We start from the raw sequence: 19,426 nt of genomic DNA, 5'->3' as shown, positions 1-19,426 counted from the left end.
CCGCCGGGCGACGGTGATCAGCCGCGCCGCTGGGCGATACGCAGGCGCAGGGCGTTGAGGCGGATAAAGCCCTCGGCGTCCTTCTGATCGTAGGCGCCGCGATCATCCTCGAAGGTGGCAATGGTCTGGTCGAACAGCGAATCGTTCGCGGAATCGCGTCCCACCACAATGACATTCCCCTTGTAGAGCTTCAGCCGCACCACGCCGTTGACCCGGCGCTGGGTGGCATCGATCAACGCCTGCATGGCCTCGCGCTCCGGGCTCCACCAGTAGCCGTTGTAGATCAACTCGGCGTACTTGGGCATCACCTCGTCCTTCAGGTGGGCGCTCTCGCGGTCCAGGGTGATGGACTCGATGGCCCGGTGGGCGCGCAGCAGGATGGTGCCGCCCGGGGTTTCGTAGCAGCCGCGGGACTTCATGCCCACATAGCGGTTCTCGACGATATCGATCCGGCCAACGCCGTGCATGGCGCCCAGGTCGTTGAGCCGGCTCAGCAGCGCGGCGGGGCTGAGCTTCTCGCCGTCGATACTCACCGGGTCGCCGCCCTGAAACTCGATGTCGATATATTGGGCCTCGTCCGGGGCCGCCTCGGGCGAGCGCGTCCAGCGCCACATGGCCTCCTCGCACTCGGTCCAAGTGTCCTCCAGGACCCCGCCCTCGTAGGAGATGTGCAACAGGTTCGCGTCCATGGAGTAGGGCGAGCCGCCGGACTGCTTGCCCTCGATGGAGATGCCGTGCTTCTCGGCGTAGGCCAGCAGCTTCTCGCGGGAGTTGAGATCCCATTCGCGCCAGGGGGCGATCACCTTAATGTTCGGCTCCAGGCCGTAGTAGCCGAGCTCGAAGCGCACCTGGTCGTTGCCCTTGCCGGTGGCCCCGTGGGAGACGGCGTCGGCGCCGGTCTCGCGGGCGATCTCCACCTGGCGTTTGGCGATCAGCGGCCGGGCGATGGAGGTGCCGAGCAGGTACTCACCCTCGTAGATGGCGTTGGCCCGGAACATGGGGAAGACGAAATCGCGGACGAACTCCTCGCGCAGATCGTCGATGTAGATCTCTTTGATGCCAAAGGCCTCGGCCTTCTTGCGTGCCGGCTCCAGCTCCTCGCCCTGCCCCAGGTCGGCGGTGAAGGTCACCACCTCGCAGTCGTAGGTCTCGCGCAGCCATTGCAGGATGACCGAGGTGTCGAGACCGCCGGAATAGGCGAGCACCACCTTCTTGACGTCGCTCATGTCTCCCCTTCGCTTCGTGCTGTACCCCGTGCCCCACGGGGCCGGATGCCCGCGCGCGAGCGCGCCGGAGGCCTCCGGAAGAATGGAATGATCAGGCGGCTCATCATCCCCGCAGGCGGCCCGCAAATCAAGCGCCCGCCCGCTCCGGCCTCCGGCCCGGCCCACTACTCGAAGCGCGGGAAGAGCAGCTCGTTCTCCACTCTCATGTGGGTGCGCAACTCACCGGTCAGGTGCCGCACGCCGACGTACAGGGTGCGCCAGGAGTCGCAAGCGTCCTCCGGGGGTTCGAACCCGCCGGCCAGCGCCTGCAGCCGCAACAGGCTCTCCTCATGGTCCGCATGCTCGTGGCGCATACGCCCGATGGGCGCCGACAGCGGCGACATCCCCTGGCGCATGAAGGGGAAGAGCACGTTCTCCTCCTTGAGCATATGGTCCTCCAGGTCGATCCGCGTCGCCTCCAGCGCATCGGCCAGGCCGGCGGGCACCTGCGGATGGCCGGCATGCACCGCCTCCACCTTGCGCGCCAGCTCGATCAGCGGCGGCAACTCCCGGCGGTGGGCGTCGTGAAAGGTGGTCAGGATGTAGTCGATCAAGGCACCGGTGGCCTCCGGCAGCTCTGACGAATCGGTCGGGCATTGGGTCGATGGGGTCATGGGATGCTCCGGGTGGATGGCAGTTAGTCATTCCTCACCGAAATAGCCGGGGAAGTCCCGGCCATAACAGGGGGAGGAGGCGGGCTCGGCATCCGCCTGTTCGGCGGTCAGCGCCTCCAGCAACACCTCGCGCAGGACCACCGCCTGGTTATGGTCCCGGTCGCGGGCGGCGTAGAGCAGCGTGACATCGCCGCGGCGGCAGCAGGCCAGCAGTTGCCCGAGCACCTCAGGCGCACCGGCGAGTTCCTGGCGGTAGCGCTCACGGAAGGCCGGCCAGCGCTCTGGCTCATGAGCGAACCAACGGCGCAGCGCCGTGGAGGGGGCCAACTCGCGCAACCAGTGATCGAGGCGCAGGGCCTCACGCTTCATTCCCCGGGGCCAGACCCGATCGACCAACACCCGGGTGCCGTCCTCCGGTGCCGCTGGGTCATAGACCCGCTTGAGTCTCACCGCCCCCGCCATGGCGCCTGTCCGTCCCCGCAGGAAGATAGACCCAATATACATTTTTTACTGCCGGGGACAACCCCACCCCCGCATTGCCCGCAACGCCCGCTGCGGGCAAGATCAATGGTTCGATGGCAGCCGCTACCCCGGGAGGGACCATGGCCTCGGAGATTTTTCTGGTCGACAACGGGTCACTCCGTCCGCAGTCCATTCTCAGCCTGCGCCACCTGGCAGCGGCGCTGAGCGAACGGATCGGCGAGCCGGTGCAGCCGGTCTCACTGCTGCATAGCGACCGGGCACCGGAAGACGCACTCGAGGGGGTGCCCGCACGGACACTGGAGCCGACCCTGCGGGAACGGGCCGCCGCCGGCACCCGGCATTTTCGCATCGTGCCGCTCTTCTTCGGCCCGAGCCGGGCGCTCACGGACTACCTGCCCGAGCGGGTGGCGGCGCTGTCGCAGCACTTCCCCAAACTGGACGTGCAGGTGGCCCCGCCGCTGGTGACGCCGGAGCGCGGCCACGACCCACGCCTTGCCCACATCCTGGCGGAATCGGTCCAGGCGGTGGACCACGACCCCGCCACCCGCGTCATCCTGGTGGACCACGGCAGCCCGGCGCCGGAGGTCGCCCAGGTCCGCAACTACGTGGCCGGACAGCTCAGCATCCTGTTGCAGGGGCGAGTCGCCGGGGTGGTGCCCGCCTCCATGGAGCGCCGGCCGGGGGAGGCCCACCGGTTCAACGAGCCGCTGCTGGAGACGCTGCTCGCTCGGCCGCCGTTCAACCACGGCCGGGTAGTGATCGCCATGATGTTCCTGCAGCCCGGCCGACATGCCGGCCCGGACGGCGACGTCGCCCGCATCTGCGCCGAGGCCGAGGCCCGGCACCCGGCGCTGAAGACGGTGATGACGCCCCTGGTCGGGGCGCACCCGTTGCTGCCGGAGATCCTGGCCGACCGGCTGGCGGTCATCCATCCGCCGCCCGCAGCACCTGACGCCACCCCGCCACCCTAGTATCATTGGCGCCCGTTTCCAGGGCCATTTGACGAGGATTCCGCCGTGCAACGCATCACCCTGACCCGCCCGGATGACTGGCACCTGCACCTGCGCGACGGCGAGCAGCTGGCCACCGTGCTGCCCCACACCGCGACGGTGTTCGGCCGGGCGATTATCATGCCCAACCTGAAACCGCCGGTGACCACGGTGGACCAGGCCGCCGCCTACCGCGAGCGCATCCTGGCGGCACTGCCCGCCGGCGCGCACTTCGAGCCGCTGATGACCCTGTACCTGACCGACAACACGCCGCCCGCGGAGATCGAGAAGGCGGCGGCCAGCGGCTTCGTGCACGCGGTCAAGCTCTACCCGGCCGGCGCCACCACCAACTCCGACGCCGGGGTCACCGACCTGGCCCGCTGCGAGGAGACCCTGGCCGCCATGGCCGAGCGGGGCCTGCCGCTGTGCGTGCACGGCGAGGTCACCCGCGACGAGGTGGACATCTTCGATCGCGAGGCGCACTTCATCGACGAGGTGCTCGACCCGCTGGTGCAGCGCCACAGCCGGCTGCGGGTGGTCTTCGAACACATCACCACCCAGGCGGCGGTGGACTACCTGCGCCAGGCCCCCGACCGGGTCGGCGCCACCCTCACCGTCCAGCACCTGATGGCCAACCGCAACCACATGCTGGTGGGCGGCGTGCGCCCGCACTACTACTGCCTGCCCATCCTCAAGCGCGAGCGCGACCGCCAGGCGCTGGTGGAAGCGGCCACCTCCGGCCACCCGCGCTTCTTCCTCGGCACCGACAGCGCCCCCCACCCCAAGGGCGCCAAGGAGTCGGCCTGCGGCTGCGCCGGCGTCTACAGCGCCCACGCCGCCCTGCCCTTCTACGCCGAGATCTTCGAGGCCGCCGGCGCCCTGGACCGGCTGGAGGGCTTTGCCAGCCACCACGGGGCCGACTTCTACGGCCTGCCGCGCAACCGCGACAGCGTCACCCTGGAGCGGGCCGCCACCCCCATTCCGGAGGCCTTCCCCATGGGCGACGACACCCTGGTGCCCTTCCGGGCCGGCGGCGAGGTGGCCTGGCGGGTCGTCTGACTCGCCGCTGCATCTGGTATTCTTGCCCTCCCGCAACGGCACGTGACCGCGTAGAGACACCATGGACCCTGTGATCGCCCTGGTGGGCCGCCCCAACGTGGGCAAATCCACCCTGTTCAACCAGCTCACCCGCAGCCGTGACGCCCTGGTGGCCGACCACCCCGGCCTCACCCGCGACCGGCAATACGGCGTGGGCAAGGTGGGCGAGCGCCCCTACATCGTGGTGGACACCGGCGGGCTGGGCGACGACCCGGAGGGGGTCGAGCAAGGCATGCACCAACAGGCCTTGGCCGCCATCGAGGAGGCCGACGCCATCCTGTTCCTGGTGGACGGGCGCAGTGGCCCAACCGCCGCCGACGAGGAACTGGCCGCCCATCTCCGCCGCCAGGGCAAACCGGTCTGGCTGGTGGTCAACAAGACCGACGGTGTGGACCATCGGCTGGCCACCGCGGAGTTCCACGCCCTGGGCCTAGGCGAGCCGCTGCCCATCGCCGCGGCCCACGGCCGCGGCATCGCCGGGCTGATGGACCACGTGCTGGCCGGCCTGCCCGAGGGCTTCACCTCCGCTCACGCGGCCCTCCAGGTGGAGGAGGCCGAGGGCGCCACCCGCATCGCCATCGTCGGCCGGCCCAACGTGGGCAAGTCCACCCTGGTCAACCGGCTGCTGGGCGAGGAGCGGGTGCTGGTCTACGACATGCCGGGCACCACCCGCGACAGCGTCTTCATCCCGCTGGAGCGCGACGGCCGCCCCTACACCCTCATTGACACCGCGGGCATGCGCCGCCGCGCCCGGGTGCATGAGACGGTGGAGAAGTTCTCTGTCATCCAGACCCTAAAGGCCATGGAGGCGGCCCACGTGGTCATCCTGGTAATCGACGCCCGCGAAGGGGTCACCGATCAGGACACCCACCTCATTGGCCACGTGCTGGAGTCCGGCCGCGCCCTGGTGCTGGCCATCAACAAGTGGGACGGGCTCACCGCCGAGCAGCGCGAGGCGGTGAAGGCGGGGCTGGAGCGCAAGCTCACCTTCCTCAACTTTGCCCGCCGGCACTTCATCTCGGCCCTGCACGGCTCCGGCGTCGGCCTGCTGTTCGGCGCCGTGGACAAGGCCCTGGAGGCGGCCCGCCGCGACCTGCCCACCCCCATCCTCAACGAGATCCTGGCCGACGCCGTGGCCGCCCACGCCCCGCCGCTGGTCCAGGGCCGACGCATCAAGCTGCGCTACGCCCACCAGGGGGGCAAAAACCCGCCGGTCATCGTCATCCACGGCAACCAGGTGAAGAAACTGCCCGGCGCCTACAAACGCTATCTGGAGCACGTCTTCCGCGACGAGCTGGACCTCTACGGCACCCCGGTGCGGCTGGAGTTTCGCAGCGGCGAGAACCCCTACGAGGGCCGTCGCAATAAGCTCACCCCCCGCCAGCAGCGCCGGCGCAAGCGGCTAATGCGGATGGTCAAGCGCTGAGGGGAGTTAGCGGGGATGACAAAGTTGAGTGTTACACTTGGTTTTCGAGTGAGCCGCTGGGTTTTTACTCAGGCGGCTTGGGCTTAGAATCAGGCTAGGTCATACCATTCCCCAACGAGATAGGTTGAACAGCATGGATCAGGTGCAGGAAACCATCGCCAAGCAAGTCAAGGAAAACCCCATTCTGCTCTACATGAAGGGCTCTCCCCAGCAGCCGCAGTGCGGCTTCTCCATGCGCGCGGCGCAGGCGCTGGCCGGCTGCGGCAAGGAGTTCGCTTACGTGGACGTGCTGCAGGACGAGGCCATTCGCCAGGGGATCAAGGAGTTCGGCAACTGGCCGACCATCCCGCAGCTCTACCTCAACGGCGAGCTGGTGGGCGGCTGCGACATCATCATGGAGATGTACGAAAGCGGCGATCTGCAGAAGATGGTCGACCAGGCCGCGGAAAGCGCCAGCAACTGAGCCACACCTGGCCGCGCCGCACGCAGGGCGCGGCCCCGCCCTTCCCTTCCGTTCCCCTCAGGACGGTCACAGCACCGTCGCCAGTCATCACTGCAGGGCCTCGGAGCCTGAAACGAAGAACGCCCGCACTTAGGCGGGCGTTCTTCGTGGACGGTCCATGTCCCCGGCCCGTAGGCCGGCAGTGGCCTCAGAAGCTGTGGATCACACCCAGGGAGACCACCCAGGGGTTGTCACCGGCGGCGGGGCTGATGCCCTCGGGGCCGGCACCCTGGTAGTAGTCCACGTCGGTGGGCATCAGGGCCTGCTCACTCTTGTTGCGGGTCATGCCGGCGATGCCGTAGAGCGTGGTGCGGTCGGTGATGAAGTAATCCGCACCCAGGGCGTAGGTGGTGGCACCCTCGCGGCTGGCATCGGCGTCATAACGGCTGACCTGAGCCAGCAGCTCCACCTGCGGGCTGACCATGAAGCCCACGCCGGCGCCGTAGGCCTTGTCGTCCTCCATCACGTCACTGGAGCCGTAGTCCTGGTAGAAGGCGAAACCGCGCCAGACGTCGGTGATCTCGTAACCGAAGGTGGCCTGCCAGATCTTCAGCTTCAGGTCGTTGTAGCCCGGGTCGCCCGGCTCCAGCTCCGCCACGGCGTTGACCACGCCCTCGTTGGCCTGGAGATAGCCCAGGCTGGCGCTGATGGTGCCGCCCTCGACCTCGCCCTCGAAGCCCAGCTGACCGACAAAGCGGGAGCCCTTGTCGGTGCCCTGCTCCGGGCCGTACACAGCGGCGAAGGAGAAGCCGTTGAAGTCGGGGGTGACGTAGGCCAGTACGTTGGTGTGGCTGGTGGCCCCATCCAGACGGGCCATGGTGTGGACGCTGCCGACACGGTCGGCGAAGAGATCCAGCCCGTCCAGGGTGGCGAACAGCGGATCGTCCAGCATACCGCCGAGCACGGTACCAAAGCCGCCCTGCACACCGAGGAAGGACTCGGTGGTGCCGTCGAACAGACCATCACCGCCCGCGGTCAGGTTCACCTCGGTCTCGTACTGGAAGAAGCCGGTCAGGCCCATGCCCAGGTACTCCGAGCCGGTGATCCCGAGGGTGGAGAACCGGCTGGCCAGAAACTGGCTGCTGTCGGTCTTGTCGTCGGCGTGATCCACGGAGAGGTGGGCCTCACCATAGAGGTTCAGGTCGCCGGCCATGACGGCCAGCGGGGAGGCCATCAGGGCCGCCGCGGATACTGCAATGAAACGCTTTTTCATAGTGTCAGTCCTTGCCTGCTTGCCAGTGGAGACGCAGCGAGTGTTGCTAAAACACAACGGCCACCGTGTGTCTCACCTCACTGCTGAGGACTGTTTTAGGGGTTTTGGCAACAGACTGCAAGCATTTTTTTGCACCGCAACACGTGATCTGTTGCTTTTGCCCAACGATGGTGCTGATACCCACCCCGACCACGGCAGGCGCACCACTACAGTGCAACACCAAGGCACAGTGGCCACGAGGTGACCGGAGGAAACCGGTCAAAAAAAAGCGGCCACCCTCTCGGGTGGCCGCCTTTTCATGCCAGCCCGCGCAGCGCGGGCTGGCCTTCACACAACCGCTGGAGCGCGATCAGAAGTTGTGCTGCACACCGAAGGACACGCCCCACTGGTCGTCGCCCAGCGCAGGAGTGGTGCCCTCGTCACCAATGTTGTTGGTGCCGGAGCCGTGGCCGTAGTTGTGCATGATCCGCGCGACGTTGTCGTCGTTCTTGATCATGGCCCAGTTACCGTACACCTTGGTGCGGTCGGTCAGGTGGTGATCCACCGCCAGGGCGAACATGTCGGAGTCGGCGTTGGACCGGTCGGCGTCATAGAACATGACCTGGCCCTTCAGCTCGGTGCTCGGGGCAATGTAGAAGCCGGCGCCGATGCCGTAGACACGGTCATCGCCGTTGCCGTTGAACAGCAGATCGAAGGTGTCGCTGGAGCTGTAGTCCTGGTAGACACCCATGATGCGCCAGTTGCCGGCCTCCTTATACTCAGCGACCAGCTGCCAGACCTCGTGGGTCTCATCGACCTGAGCACCAGCCGCAGCGTTTACAACGCCCTCGTTGGCACGCAGGTAACCCAGGGCGACGAACAGGTTGCCGGCGCCGACCTGGCCGTTGAACTCAGGCTGGATCACGAAGCGGTCACCCTTGTCGGTGCCCTGGCGGGGGCCGTAGACGAAGGTGGCGTTGAAGCCTTCGAAGCTCGGGGTCACGTAGGCCAGCACGTTGTTGTGCCGCACGTTGTTGCCGGGCACGCCCAGGGTCACGGCGGTGCTCAGCAGGTTGTGGGCGTCGCCCAGCTGGTCGATCATGACGTTGGTGCGATCGACGGCGCTCTTGAGCGGACCGGACAGACGGCCACCCAGCAGGGTACCGAAGTCGCCGGTCAGACCCAGGTAGCTGTCACGGCCCTGGCCGAACAGGCCACTGCCACCGCCGTCAACAAGATCCACCGCGGTCTCGTACTGGAACAGACCGGTCAGCCCCATGCCCAGGTACTCGGAACCACGGACACCCAGACGGGAGCTGTTGCTCATCAGGTACTGGCTGGAATCGGTGTCGTCGTCCAGGTGGTCGACGGAGATGTGGGCGCGGCCGTAGATGTCCAGGTCGCCAGCAGCAGCAGTGGCGATGGCCAGCGGGGAGGCCATGGCCGCGGCGGCGGCAAAGGTGATGATCTTTTTCATGGGGCGTTTCTCCTCAGAAACTTAGCGGCGAATTTCGCTTCCCTCTCGGGTCTGTTGCTTTATTGCAACATTTCTTGGTGATGTCGCGTGGCAACGTCACGTGGGCCTTTTATACAACATGCCCCAGGGGTGTGCAAGCCCAAACACCCAAAAAATTAAGGCCCTGGCGTTGTTTTTTAACGACACTCGGCGGATTCACCCCGCTACGATTGCTGTTTTATCCGCGCAACACCCTGTTCGTGGCGGAAAAAGGGAAGACAACCAGCCACTAGAGCCCAAAACCTAACGCGCCCGCTGAAGAACCGGGCTGGGTGGACGCGCCCCCACCGTCACTGCGAGGAGGCGAAGCCGACGCGGCAGTCCACCGCCCTGAATCGCCACGGGCCTTCGGCCCTGGCGATGACGCGGGTGCGCCGTTCGTCGTTGATTCGGGCCCGGGCAGCGGCCGGCAGGGCTCGCGCGGGGTGCCATGGCCGTGCGGTGCGGCGGCCATAACGGGTATCATGCCCCCATGCTCACTTACCCCGATATCGACCCCGTCGCCATCCAGCTCGGTCCGCTGGCCGTTCACTGGTATGGCCTGATGTATGTCTTCGGCTTTGCCGCCGGCTGGTGGCTCGGCCGCCTGCGCGCCCGGCGGCCGCACTCCCCGCTGACCCCCGCCCAGGTGGACGATCTGGTCTTCTACATCGCCGTGGGGGTGGTGGTGGGGGGCAAGCTGGGCTACCACCTCTTCTACAACCTGGGGGGGCTTGCGGCCGATCCGCTCTCGCTATTGCGCCTCTGGGAGGGCGGCATGTCGTTCCACGGCGGCATGCTCGGGGTCTTTCTTGCCTGCTGGCTCTTCCAGCGCCGCCTCGGCTGCGGCTTTTTCCGCATGACCGACTTTGTCGCCCCGCTGATCCCGCCGGGCCTCGGCTTCGGCCGCATCGGCAACTTCATCAATGGCGAACTCTGGGGCGCGCCCAGCAACCTGCCCTGGGCCATGGTCTACCCGCCACTGGGCCCCGACCCCCGCCATCCTTCCCAGCTCTACCAGGCCCTGTTGGAGGGGCTGGTGCTGTTCCTCATCGTCTGGTGGTTCTCCCGCCGGCCGCGCCCGGCGATGGCGGTGAGCGGGGTCTTTCTGGTGGCCTACGGCAGTTTCCGCTTCCTGGTGGAGTTCGTGCGCCTCCCGGACGAGCACATCGGTTACCTGGCCTTCGGCTGGGTGACCATGGGGCAGGTCCTGTCGCTGCCGATGATCCTGGGCGGGGGCGTGCTGCTGGCATTGGCCTACCGGGGCGCGCGGAGACAAGCGGCACCGAATTGATCCGGCGGCCTGATCCGCATTCGGGCCATCCGCCGCCAGCGCATACGAAAAAGCCCGGCCGAGGGCATCGGCCGGGCTTTCCGGGAGTGGTGGGCCGTCAAGGACTCGAACCTTGAACCTACTGATTAAGAGTCAGCTGCTCTACCAATTGAGCTAACGGCCCTGAAGATGGGGTGAGCGATGGGATTTGAACCCACGACCGCCGGAGCCACAATCCGGAGCTCTACCAACTGAGCTACGCCCACCATAATGCTTACACAACGCTGCCTGCGGGGCCGGAACTGGCGCGCCCGGCAGGACTCGAACCTGCAACCGTCGGCTTAGAAGGCCGATGCTCTATCCGATTGAGCTACGGGCGCTTGTGTTGCCCTGGCCCAGCCGACTCGGCCCTGCCTGTTCGCAGGATTTGGTCGGGGTGGAGGGATTTGAACCCCCGACTTCCTGCTCCCAAAGCAGGAGCGCTACCAGACTGCGCTACACCCCGTTGCAATACCCGGCTGCCCGGGCAGCGTGATCGGGAGGCAAATAATACAACCGCCCCGGGGGCGGGTCAAATGGATTTACGCCCCCAAGTTTCGCGCCCCAAGTTGAGGCGACCACGCCGCCATGACAAAATCCGCCCCCTGACGCGGTGGTTCACCGCGGACACCCCCACCCGTGATCAGCAGGAACCCAGCATGAGCGCACAGATTCTGGATGGTAAGGCCATCGCCGCAGAACTACGGGAGCAGGTACGCAAGCAGGTGGAGGCCCGTGTCGAACGGGGCGGACGGCGCCCGGGGCTGGCCGTGGTCCTGGTGGGGGCGGACCCGGCGTCCACCGTCTATGTGGGCAAGAAGCGCCAGGCCTGCGAGCAACTGGGCATGCACTCCAGCGCCCACGAACTACCCGCAGAGACCACCCAGGACGAGCTGCTCGCCCTGGTGGACGAGCTGAACGGCCGTGACGAGATCGACGGCATCCTGGTGCAACTGCCCCTGCCCGATCACATCGACGAGCAGACGGTCATTGACCGCATCCACCCGGACAAGGACGTGGACGGCTTCCATCCGGTCAACATGGGCCGCCTGACCCTGCGCCTGCCCGGCCTGCGGCCCTGCACCCCGAATGGGGTAATGACCATGCTCGCGCACGCGGGCATCGAGTTGGAGGGCAAGGACGCGGTGATCATCGGCCAATCCAACATCGTCGGCCGGCCTATGGCGATGGAGCTGCTCAACGCCCGGTGCACCATCACCATCTGCCACAGCCGCACGCGGAACCTGGCCGATCGGGTGCGGGCCGCCGACATCGTGGTGGCCGCGGTGGGCCGGCCCGGCTTCGTCCCCGGCGACTGGATCAAGCCCGGGGCAGTGGTCATTGACGTGGGTATCAACCGGCTGGAGTCCGGCAAGCTCACCGGCGACGTGGACTTCGCCGCTGCCCGCGAGCTGGCCGGCTGGATCACCCCGGTGCCGGGTGGCGTCGGCCCGATGACTGTGGCCACCCTGATGGCGAATACCCTGGCCGCCGCCGAGGCCCGTGACAGCCGCGCCTGAACCCCTCTATAGTTGAGGGACATTCCCCCTCGGCACGGGCCAGGAGACGCCAGATGACCGACCCCGCAGATCGCCGGCGCTTCACCCGGGTGCGCTTCGAGGCCCCCGCGGAGCTCGAAGGCCCGGAGGGCTCAGTGCCCGTCGAGGTGGAGGACCTCTCCATGAAGGGGGCGCTGCTCGCCGTACCCCCGGCCTGGGGGCGCACCGCCGACAGCGACGCCCGCTACGCCCTGACGCTTAAGCTGAGCGAGCAGGATGTGGTGCGGATGGAGGTGAAGCCGGCTCACCTGCATGGCAGCGTCATCGGCTTTCGGTGCGAGCGCATCGATGTGGACAGTTTGACCCTGCTGCGCCAGTTATTGGAGGCCAACTCCGGCGATGTGGAGCTGATCCACCGGGAGTTGGAGCAGCTGGTGGCGCCGGAGGAGTAAGACCAGCGAGGTGGCGATCCAAACGCCGCATGGACTGCCACGCCCCCTTCGGGGGCTCGCAGTGACAGTGGGGGCCCGCCCCCGTCATCGCGAGGGCTGAAGGCTTTCCCCCGTCATCGCGAGGGCCGAAGGCTTTCCCCCGTCATCGCGAGGGCCGAAGGCTTTCCCCCGTCATCGCGAGGGCCGAAGGCCCGTGGCGATCCAGGGCGGTAGACTGCCACGTCGGCTTCGCCTCCTCGCAGTGACGGTGGGGGAGGTCCCCGCTCGCAGTGGCAGTGGGGGAGGTCCCCGCTCGCAGTGACGGTGGGGGCGCCACGGAGGGGCCGCCCCTGACCCCGGGGCGGGGTCGGTCAGAAGACCGCTTCCATCGCCTCCTGCAGGCGCTCGACGCCGATGACCTCCAGCCCCTCGGGCGGCTTCCTGGGCCGGTTCTTGCGCGGTACCACGGCGCGGCGGAAGCCGTGCTTGGCCGCTTCGACGAGGCGCTCCTCGCCATTGGGCACCGGCCGGATCTCGCCGGACAGGCCCAACTCCCCGAACACCACCGTGTCCAGCGGCAGCGGCCGGTCGCGCAGGCTGGAGAGCACCGCCAGCACCGCGGGCAGGTCGCTGGCGGTTTCGCTGACCCGCACGCCCCCCACCACGTTCAGAAAGACATCCAGCCCGTGCAGGGCTACCCCGCCGTGGCGGGCCAGCACCGCCAGTAGCAGTGACAGCCGGTTGCCGTCCAGGCCCACGGCCACCCGGCGCGGGTTGCTCAAGGGGCTGTCGGCGACCAGGGCCTGCACCTCCACCATCAGTGGGCGGCTGCCCTCCCGGGTCACGGTGACCAGGCTGCCGGGGACCGCCTCCTCGTGGCGGGAGAGGAAGATGGCCGAGGGGTTGCGCACCTCCTTCAACCCCTCCTCCAGCATGGCGAACACCCCCAGCTCGTTGGCCGCGCCGAAACGGTTCTTGACCGCACGCAGCAGGCGGAACCGGCTGCCGGAATCACTCTCGAAGTAGAGCACCGTGTCCACCATGTGCTCCAGCACCCGCGGGCCGGCCAGCGCCCCCTCCTTGGTCACGTGCCCCACCAGGAACAGCGCGGTGCCGCTGCGCTTGGCGTAGCGCACCAGTTGGGCGGCGGACTCGCGCACCTGGGAGACGGAACCGGGGGCGGACTGCAACGCCTCGGTGAACACCGTCTGCACCGAGTCCACCACCATGACCCGGGGCCGGCGCGCTTCCGCGGTGGCCAGCATGGCCTCCACGCTGGTCTCGGCCAGCACCTCCAGCCGGTCCCGGGGCAGACCCAGCCGGCTGGCGCGCAGGGCCACCTGCTGCAGCGACTCCTCCCCGGTGACATAGAGGGCGGCGTGGTCGCGGGCGAGGTTGGACAGGGTCTGCAACAGCAGGGTGGACTTGCCAATACCGGGGTCACCGCCGAGCAGGACCACGGCGCCGTTGACCAGGCCGCCGCCGAGGACCCGGTCCAGCTCTGTCGAATGGGTGCGTTGTCGGGCCTCCTCCTCCAGCGACACCTGGTCCAGGGTCTGCACGGTGGAGCGGGCGGCGAGCCCGGCGCGGCCCTTACCGGGGGCGGTGGGCGCGCGGGTGGTTTCCTCCAGGGTGTTCCAGGCCCCGCAGTCGGGGCACTGCCCCTGCCACTTGGGGGTGACGCCGCCGCAGGCGGTGCAGACGAATTCGGTCTTGGTGCGGGCCATGGATGTCCTTCCCGGATTCCGATACGGGGGATGGATCAGCGGGTCGGGGCCACCACCTGGCGCGGGGCACGCGGGGTGACCTGACAGTAGAGCTCGTAGGCAATGGTGCCGGCCCGCTCGGCGATGGTCTCCGCCGGCAGGCCGTCGCCCCAAAGCACCACCGGTGCGCCCGGCCGGGCCTCCGGGCAGGGGCGCAGGTCCACGGTGATCAGGTCCATGGAGACCCGGCCCAGGAGCTGGCTTTCCACTCCGTCCACCCGCACCGGGGTGCCGGACGGGGCGTGGCGCGGATAACCGTCGCCATAGCCGATGGCGACCACCCCCACCGGCATGGCCTCGGGGCAGCGCCAGGTGCTGCCATAGCCGATGGGGGCCCCGGCGGGCAGCCGTTTGACGCTGATCAGACCGCTCTCCAGGGTCATCACCGGGCGCAGGTCGGGCCGAGGACGGCCCTGGTCGATGAAGGGCGAGGCGCCATACAGCGAGATACCGGGGCGCACCCAGTCGTAGTGGGCGGCGGGCCAGCCCAGGGTGCCGGCGGAGTTGGCGGCGCTGCGCGGCCCGGGCAGGCCGGCACAGGCCTGGTCGAAGACCCGCAGTTGCTCCAGGGTGCGCGGGCTGTCACGGTCGTCGGCCTCGGCCAAGTGGGTGAGGAAACCGATCTGGCGCAGGTTGGGCAGCGCGGTAAGGCGGCGGTGCACCTCGGCCACCTCACCGGGCAGAAAGCCCAGGCGGTGCATCCCGCTGTCGACCTTGATCCAGACATCGAGCGATTCGTGAGGGCCGGCCGAGGCCAGCGCCTCCACCTGCCACCAGGAGTGGACGACGGGCTGAAAACCCTCGCGGACATGCAGGGGGATCTCGGCGGCGGCGAAGAAGCCGCCCAGCAGCACCACCGGCTGGGTGGCCCCGGCCGCGCGGATAGGCATTGCCTCGTCCACGCCGCTGACCGCAAAACAGTCCGCCTCGCCGGCCAGCGTGCGGGCTACGCGGTCGATTCCGTGGCCGTAGCCATCAGCCTTGATCACCGCCATTACCCGAGCGCCGGGCGCGCTGCTGCGCAGCAGCCGGTAGTTGTGGCGCAGGGCCTCCAGTCGAATCCGTGCCCGGGTGGGTCTGGCCTCACCGCGCATCAGCGCCCCCTCCCTGCCCCGCCGTGGTGCCGGCTCATTCGGGCAACCCGCCGCCGGGGTAGTATTCCTCGATGTGGTTCTCGAAGCGCGTGAACCGGCCCAGGAAGGTGAGCTTCACCGTGCCAATGGGGCCGTTACGCTGCTTGCCGATAATGATCTCCGCCACGCCCTTCTCCGGCGTATCCGGGTTGTACACCTCGTCCCGGTAGATGAAGACAATGACGTCTGCATCCTGCTCGATCGCGCCGGAGTTATGGCTGACGATGCCATCCGCAAGCCAGCACGCATTGCCAGGCACCGTCAGGTCAAAGACCTCTTCCTCTCCGGCCGGCTCGACGGAGACGACGCGATCCCAGAACACGTGCTGGTTGGCCAACATGCGGAGGCGCTGGTCATTCAGAATATCGGCGTAGCTCAAAAGCGTCTCTCTGGACGGTGAGAACGTGAAATGAGCTGATCCGCCATAAGCCGTTCCACGGAGCGCCGCCATCTGCCGATGGGTGATTCCCTCTTCCCTCATCCGCTCCCGGATGTAGTTGAAGACCTCCTCCGGCAAGGTATCCACGTTGGTATTCTCTACTAATCCACGGAGGTGCTGGAGGGCGCGCCGGGCGTTATGCGCTTGGTGGCCAAACGCACCGATTTTTTCGAGGTACCGCTGCTGCTGCACCGCCCCGGAGATATCCAGGGTGAACCAGCCCTCGCCGTCACCGTGGGTGATGTGCTTTGTCCGCCCCACAATGCCGAAACGGAGCAGCAGCGCAGCCACATCCTGGATCAGGTGGCGACTAGCGGTGGAAAAGTAGATCCGCGGACGGCCAGCGCTTCCCTGCGTAATACTCCCGTCCGTTGCCCAGAGATGGCGCAGGAAGAGCGCGAGTTGGTCGTTGTCGAGTTGAAACACCTCTTGGGGCAGATGCTTTTCACGCGAGCGCTGGCCGAACACCCCCAGCTGCTTGAGCCATTTGCCAACGCCTTGGGGGTGCCACCGGTTGCCGTTGCCGCTGATGACCAGTTGATGCCATTGTCCGCGTCCGGGGTGACGCGTGACCGTGCTTCCCATAGCCTCCGCCGCGCGCGACACCGCCTCGCTGTTGGCCTCACTTGCGGTGGTGTATCGCAGCGGCTGCCCCTTGATATAGCTGCCGTCCCCGACAAGGTGCGCGAGCAGCACGAGTTCGTGCTCTGCCCATCGCTTGGTTACTTTCGGGGCCGGGAGCTCCCGCGCAATACCCAGGCGGTCCCCCACACGGATATCACGCGCTTCTTTCCAGTCCCAGAGCCCGCGAAGCCGATGTTCGGGCGTGCAGCGGATCGTACGGCCACTGGCCAACCTGACCTGGAGCAATGGCCTTACGCCAACGGACCAGACCAAGTCCGTTTTGGCCGGCTCCAACCTGCCCTCTGCATTGACCGAGATGACCTCCGGCGTCTGCCCCACCAGATCGCGGATTGGCACCCGTTGGCCGTCCGCGAGAAGCACGCGGGTATCGCCGGTCACGCATTCGCGAAGATCGGACATAACCGGGCGCTTGTTGGGGCGCTGTTCCAGCGAACGGTTGAGCTGGGACAGGGCGATGACCGGAACGTCCAGCTCCTTGGCAAGCCCCTTGAGCGAGCGGGAGATCTCGGAGAGCTCCTGGGCGCGGTTTTCCTTCGCCCCGGGCAGTTGCATGAGCTGCAGATAGTCGATGACGATCAGCCCCAGGCCGTGCTCCCGTTTGAGCCGGCGGGCCCGGGCGCGCATCTCGGAGGGGGACAGCCCCGGGGTGTCGTCGATGAACAGCTTGGCCTGGGAGAGCAGACTGAGCGTGGAGGTGAGGCGCGGCCAGTCGTCGTCCTCCAGCCGGCCGGAACGGATGCGCTGCAGTTCCACCCGGCCGAGCGACGAGAGCATACGCATCGCCAGCGAGTCACCGGGCATCTCCATGCTGAACACCGCCGTGGGCGCCTCCTGCTTCATCGCCGCGTGCTCGACGATGTTCATCGCCCAGGTGGTGTTGTGGACGCAGACATCCTCGGCGACAAAGTTGTGGGTACCGTCCACGGTCAGGTCGTAGACCTGGTGCGCGCCGATGTACTCGATCTCGACGATCTCGTCCCAATGCAGATCAGAGGTGGCGAGCCGGGCCAGGTAGTCGTCCTGCAGCAGGTCAGCCAGTTCACTGGCGCGGTGGCGAGAAAGACGGCGAGCGCTGCGACCGGTCAGGTGCGCGTTGAAACCCTCTGGCAACACCCGGCCCGCCGCCTGGTAGATGTCGCCCCAACTCCGCTCCCCCTTGGCGGCGAGCACGTAGCGGCTCACCGACCAGGGCAAGCCACCGACGTTGTTGTGTCGCCGCTTTCCCGCCAGGGCCTCGCGCACGCCCCTGACCTGCTCCTCCTTGGAGAAGATGCCAATCTCCTCGCAAAAGGCGCGGAGGCTGGCCTGGTCCATCACCTCAAGCTCCCAGGGCGCGTGTTGCAGCCCGGGGTACCGGTTTCGCTTCTCCCGCAGTTTGCTGAGGATGCCAAAGCGCAGCAGCAGATGCTGGACGTCCCTGGCGAGGGCACGGCTGGAGGTGGCGTAACTGATCCGGGCCTGGCCGTTACCCTGAACAAACGCGCTCCCATCGCAGGCAAAGAGCCGGCTGAGGAACAGCGCCAGTTGCCCGCGTTTCAAGCGGAAGACCACCTCGGGAACGGCTTTTTCCGTCGCCAGCCTGCCCCAAAGCCGGTGCCGGTCCAGGAAAGCGGCCACCGGATTCGGGCTGTTCTTCCCGATATCCGCGTAGTCCGTCCCCGGAAGCGCCTGGCCACTGGATGCCAGCGTGGCACAGAGTCTCTGATAGGTCGCCGGTGCCGGAACGGTCCGGGCATTGATCCAACCGCTGACCGCCGCCTTACTGACCCCCAAGGCGTCGGCCAGCGCCTCACCGGTGAGCTGAAGCTGCTGCATGGCGCCCTTGAGCGCTTTCGCGAAGACATCCCGACCGGATTGGAGCGCCGTGCGACACCGGCTGACCCGCAATGACGGCGTGCGCCCCGGGGAGCCCACCGGGACACAGCGCACCCCACCCATAGCCGTCACCGCGTCGGTGAAGTCTCCCCGGACTCGCTCATCGGCATTGGTGAACAGGGGGCTGGTCTGCGTGGTCCCCCCGTCCCCCAGGAAGTAGGCTAGGAGCTTCACCTGATGCTCGGGCAGCCGTTCCCGACCGAATACCGGGATGCGCCGCGGGACCGCCACGTGCTCGCCGACACCGATTTCGCTCAACGGGCGCCAGCCGTCCCCGGTCAGGAAGGGATGGGTCAGCGTGGTGGCGATCTCACGACCGCTGGCCGTGCGCACCCGATAGACCGGCTTGATGCCATCATCGACGAAGGCGGCGGGGCGGGCCATCCCCAGGCGGAAGTCGTCGCCCAGTGTCAGGACTTCTGCCTCCTGCCGTGCCACCAGTTCATCGATGGTGACCCTGCCGCCGGTGCGCGGGTCCACCAGCCGGGAGCCGGCCATAATGCATTTGCCCATCGACGGCCTTCCCGCCACGATGACCAAATCACCGTTCTGCAGGCCGGAGGTCATGCGGTCGAAGTCGTCGAAGCCGGTGGCCAGGCCGGTGACCTCGCCGTCCTGGCGGTAGAGCTGGTCGATGCGCTCGACCACGCCGGGCAGCAGTTCCTTCAGGCCACGGAAGCCCTGCTTGTGGCGGCCGGTCTGCTCGGCGATCTGGAAGATGCGGCGTTCGGCCTCGTCCAGCAGCGTCTTGCTGTCGCGTCCCTCCGGCTGGAAGGCGCTGTCCACCACGTCGGTGCCAACGCGGATCAGTTGGCGCATCACCGAGCGCTCGCGGACGATGTCGGCGTAGGCCTTGATGTTGGCGGCGCTGGGGGTGTCGCTGGCCAGCGCCCCCAGGTAGCCCATGCCGCCGGCGGCCTCGAGCAGCTCGTGGTTCTTGAGCCATTCGGAGATGGTGACGGCATCCACCGGCTGGCCCTCGTCGGCCAGGGTGGCGATGGCCCGCCAGATCAGTCGGTGGTCACGGCGGTAGAAGTCCTCCTCCGTGACCCGGTCCGCCACCTGGTCCCAGGCGTTGTTATCCAGCATCAGGCCGCCGAGCACGGCCTGTTCCGCCTCTATGGAGTGAGGCGGAACCTTGAGCGCGTCTGTCGCTGCCGAGCTGGATTCCGTCTGGGCCATATCACCGCCGGGACTGCCGTCAACGGCAGGTTAACGCGAACACTCCGAGGGCGCAGCCGTGCACTGCACCCCCCACGAAA

General features: G+C 67.5%; 15 protein-coding genes and 4 tRNA genes. 7 read left to right on the top strand and 12 right to left on the bottom strand.

The window, feature by feature from the left end; translation table 11 throughout:
* Positions 1 to 17: 17 nt before the first annotated feature.
* The 3 genes from MLG_RS03100 to MLG_RS03090 form a co-directional block, all read right to left on the bottom strand.
* Positions 18 to 1,226, bottom strand: coding sequence for an argininosuccinate synthase (locus MLG_RS03100; RefSeq protein WP_011628350.1), 1,209 nt, complete (start codon positions 1,224 to 1,226; stop codon positions 18 to 20).
* A gap of 164 nt (positions 1,227 to 1,390) precedes the next feature.
* Positions 1,391 to 1,879, bottom strand: coding sequence for a hemerythrin domain-containing protein (locus MLG_RS03095; protein WP_011628349.1), 489 nt, complete (start codon positions 1,877 to 1,879; stop codon positions 1,391 to 1,393).
* A gap of 27 nt (positions 1,880 to 1,906) precedes the next feature.
* Positions 1,907 to 2,341: a DUF488 domain-containing protein gene (locus MLG_RS03090; RefSeq protein WP_011628348.1), complete on the bottom strand. Its 435-nt coding sequence runs from the start codon at positions 2,339 to 2,341 to the stop codon at positions 1,907 to 1,909.
* A gap of 140 nt (positions 2,342 to 2,481) precedes the next feature.
* On the opposite strand from MLG_RS03090, the gene MLG_RS03085 reads away from it, so the two are divergent.
* The 4 genes from MLG_RS03085 to grxD all read left to right on the top strand — a co-directional run bounded on the left by MLG_RS03085 (position 2,482) and on the right by grxD (position 6,338).
* Positions 2,482 to 3,333 carry a sirohydrochlorin chelatase gene (locus tag MLG_RS03085; protein WP_011628347.1) on the top strand — a complete coding sequence of 284 codons (852 nt, stop codon included), beginning with the start codon at positions 2,482 to 2,484 and terminating at the stop codon, positions 3,331 to 3,333.
* Positions 3,334 to 3,378: 45 nt separating this feature from the next.
* Positions 3,379 to 4,410 (top strand): dihydroorotase, encoded by a 1,032-nt coding sequence (gene pyrC / locus MLG_RS03080; protein ID WP_011628346.1) that lies wholly within the window; start codon positions 3,379 to 3,381, stop codon positions 4,408 to 4,410.
* Between the two features lie 61 nt (positions 4,411 to 4,471).
* Positions 4,472 to 5,875 carry a ribosome biogenesis GTPase Der gene (gene der, locus MLG_RS03075; RefSeq protein WP_011628345.1) on the top strand — a complete coding sequence of 468 codons (1,404 nt, stop codon included), beginning with the start codon at positions 4,472 to 4,474 and terminating at the stop codon, positions 5,873 to 5,875.
* 133 nt (positions 5,876 to 6,008) lie between these two features.
* Positions 6,009 to 6,338 (top strand): Grx4 family monothiol glutaredoxin, encoded by a 330-nt coding sequence (gene grxD / locus MLG_RS03070; protein ID WP_011628344.1) that lies wholly within the window; start codon positions 6,009 to 6,011, stop codon positions 6,336 to 6,338.
* 187 nt (positions 6,339 to 6,525) lie between these two features.
* Here grxD and MLG_RS03065 read toward each other — a convergent pair whose 3' ends face one another.
* Together MLG_RS03065 and MLG_RS03060 are read right to left on the bottom strand one after the other, a co-directional pair.
* On the bottom strand, positions 6,526 to 7,590 hold the full coding sequence (locus MLG_RS03065; protein ID WP_011628343.1) for a porin: 1,065 nt from the start codon (positions 7,588 to 7,590) through the stop codon (positions 6,526 to 6,528).
* Between the two features lie 349 nt (positions 7,591 to 7,939).
* On the bottom strand, positions 7,940 to 9,046 hold the full coding sequence (locus MLG_RS03060; RefSeq protein ID WP_011628342.1) for a porin: 1,107 nt from the start codon (positions 9,044 to 9,046) through the stop codon (positions 7,940 to 7,942).
* A gap of 511 nt (positions 9,047 to 9,557) precedes the next feature.
* Here MLG_RS03060 and lgt point away from each other — a divergent pair.
* On the top strand, positions 9,558 to 10,358 hold the full coding sequence (gene lgt, locus MLG_RS03055; RefSeq protein ID WP_041717884.1) for a prolipoprotein diacylglyceryl transferase: 801 nt from the start codon (positions 9,558 to 9,560) through the stop codon (positions 10,356 to 10,358).
* 87 nt (positions 10,359 to 10,445) lie between these two features.
* Here lgt and MLG_RS03050 read toward each other — a convergent pair.
* The 4 genes from MLG_RS03050 to MLG_RS03035 form a co-directional block, all read right to left on the bottom strand.
* Positions 10,446 to 10,521, bottom strand: a tRNA-Lys gene (locus MLG_RS03050).
* Positions 10,522 to 10,527: 6 nt separating this feature from the next.
* Positions 10,528 to 10,603, bottom strand: a tRNA-His gene (locus tag MLG_RS03045).
* A 37-nt stretch (positions 10,604 to 10,640) separates the two neighbouring features.
* Positions 10,641 to 10,717: transfer RNA gene (locus tag MLG_RS03040), tRNA-Arg, on the bottom strand.
* A 48-nt stretch (positions 10,718 to 10,765) separates the two neighbouring features.
* Positions 10,766 to 10,842 (bottom strand) — tRNA-Pro (locus tag MLG_RS03035).
* A gap of 193 nt (positions 10,843 to 11,035) precedes the next feature.
* Between MLG_RS03035 and folD the strand changes: the two genes are divergently transcribed.
* Together folD and MLG_RS03025 are read left to right on the top strand one after the other, a co-directional pair.
* Entirely contained in the window at positions 11,036 to 11,896 is an 861-nt protein-coding gene (gene folD, locus MLG_RS03030) for a bifunctional methylenetetrahydrofolate dehydrogenase/methenyltetrahydrofolate cyclohydrolase FolD (RefSeq protein WP_011628340.1), read from the top strand.
* Between the two features lie 53 nt (positions 11,897 to 11,949).
* The gene (locus MLG_RS03025; protein ID WP_011628339.1) at positions 11,950 to 12,327 is read left to right on the top strand and encodes a PilZ domain-containing protein; all 378 of its coding nucleotides are present in this window, start codon (positions 11,950 to 11,952) and stop codon (positions 12,325 to 12,327) included.
* Between the two features lie 350 nt (positions 12,328 to 12,677).
* On the opposite strand, the gene radA is transcribed toward MLG_RS03025, so the two are convergent.
* Genes radA through dnaB form a run of 3 tightly spaced genes read right to left on the bottom strand, consistent with a single transcriptional unit; the run spans position 12,678 to position 19,346 of the window.
* Positions 12,678 to 14,033 (bottom strand): DNA repair protein RadA, encoded by a 1,356-nt coding sequence (radA, locus tag MLG_RS03020; protein ID WP_011628338.1) that lies wholly within the window; start codon positions 14,031 to 14,033, stop codon positions 12,678 to 12,680.
* A gap of 35 nt (positions 14,034 to 14,068) precedes the next feature.
* Entirely contained in the window at positions 14,069 to 15,166 is a 1,098-nt protein-coding gene (gene alr / locus MLG_RS03015; protein WP_011628337.1) for an alanine racemase, read from the bottom strand.
* 34 nt (positions 15,167 to 15,200) lie between these two features.
* Positions 15,201 to 19,346 carry a replicative DNA helicase gene (gene dnaB, locus MLG_RS15060; protein ID WP_011628336.1) on the bottom strand — a complete coding sequence of 1,382 codons (4,146 nt, stop codon included), beginning with the start codon at positions 19,344 to 19,346 and terminating at the stop codon, positions 15,201 to 15,203.
* Positions 19,347 to 19,426 lie beyond the last annotated feature (80 nt).

Source organism: Alkalilimnicola ehrlichii MLHE-1 (assembly GCF_000014785.1).
Classification (GTDB): Bacteria; Pseudomonadota; Gammaproteobacteria; order Nitrococcales; family Halorhodospiraceae; genus Alkalilimnicola; species Alkalilimnicola ehrlichii.
The sequence above is the reverse complement of the archived record's forward strand: the minus strand, read 5'-3'. Positions and strand labels throughout refer to the sequence as shown.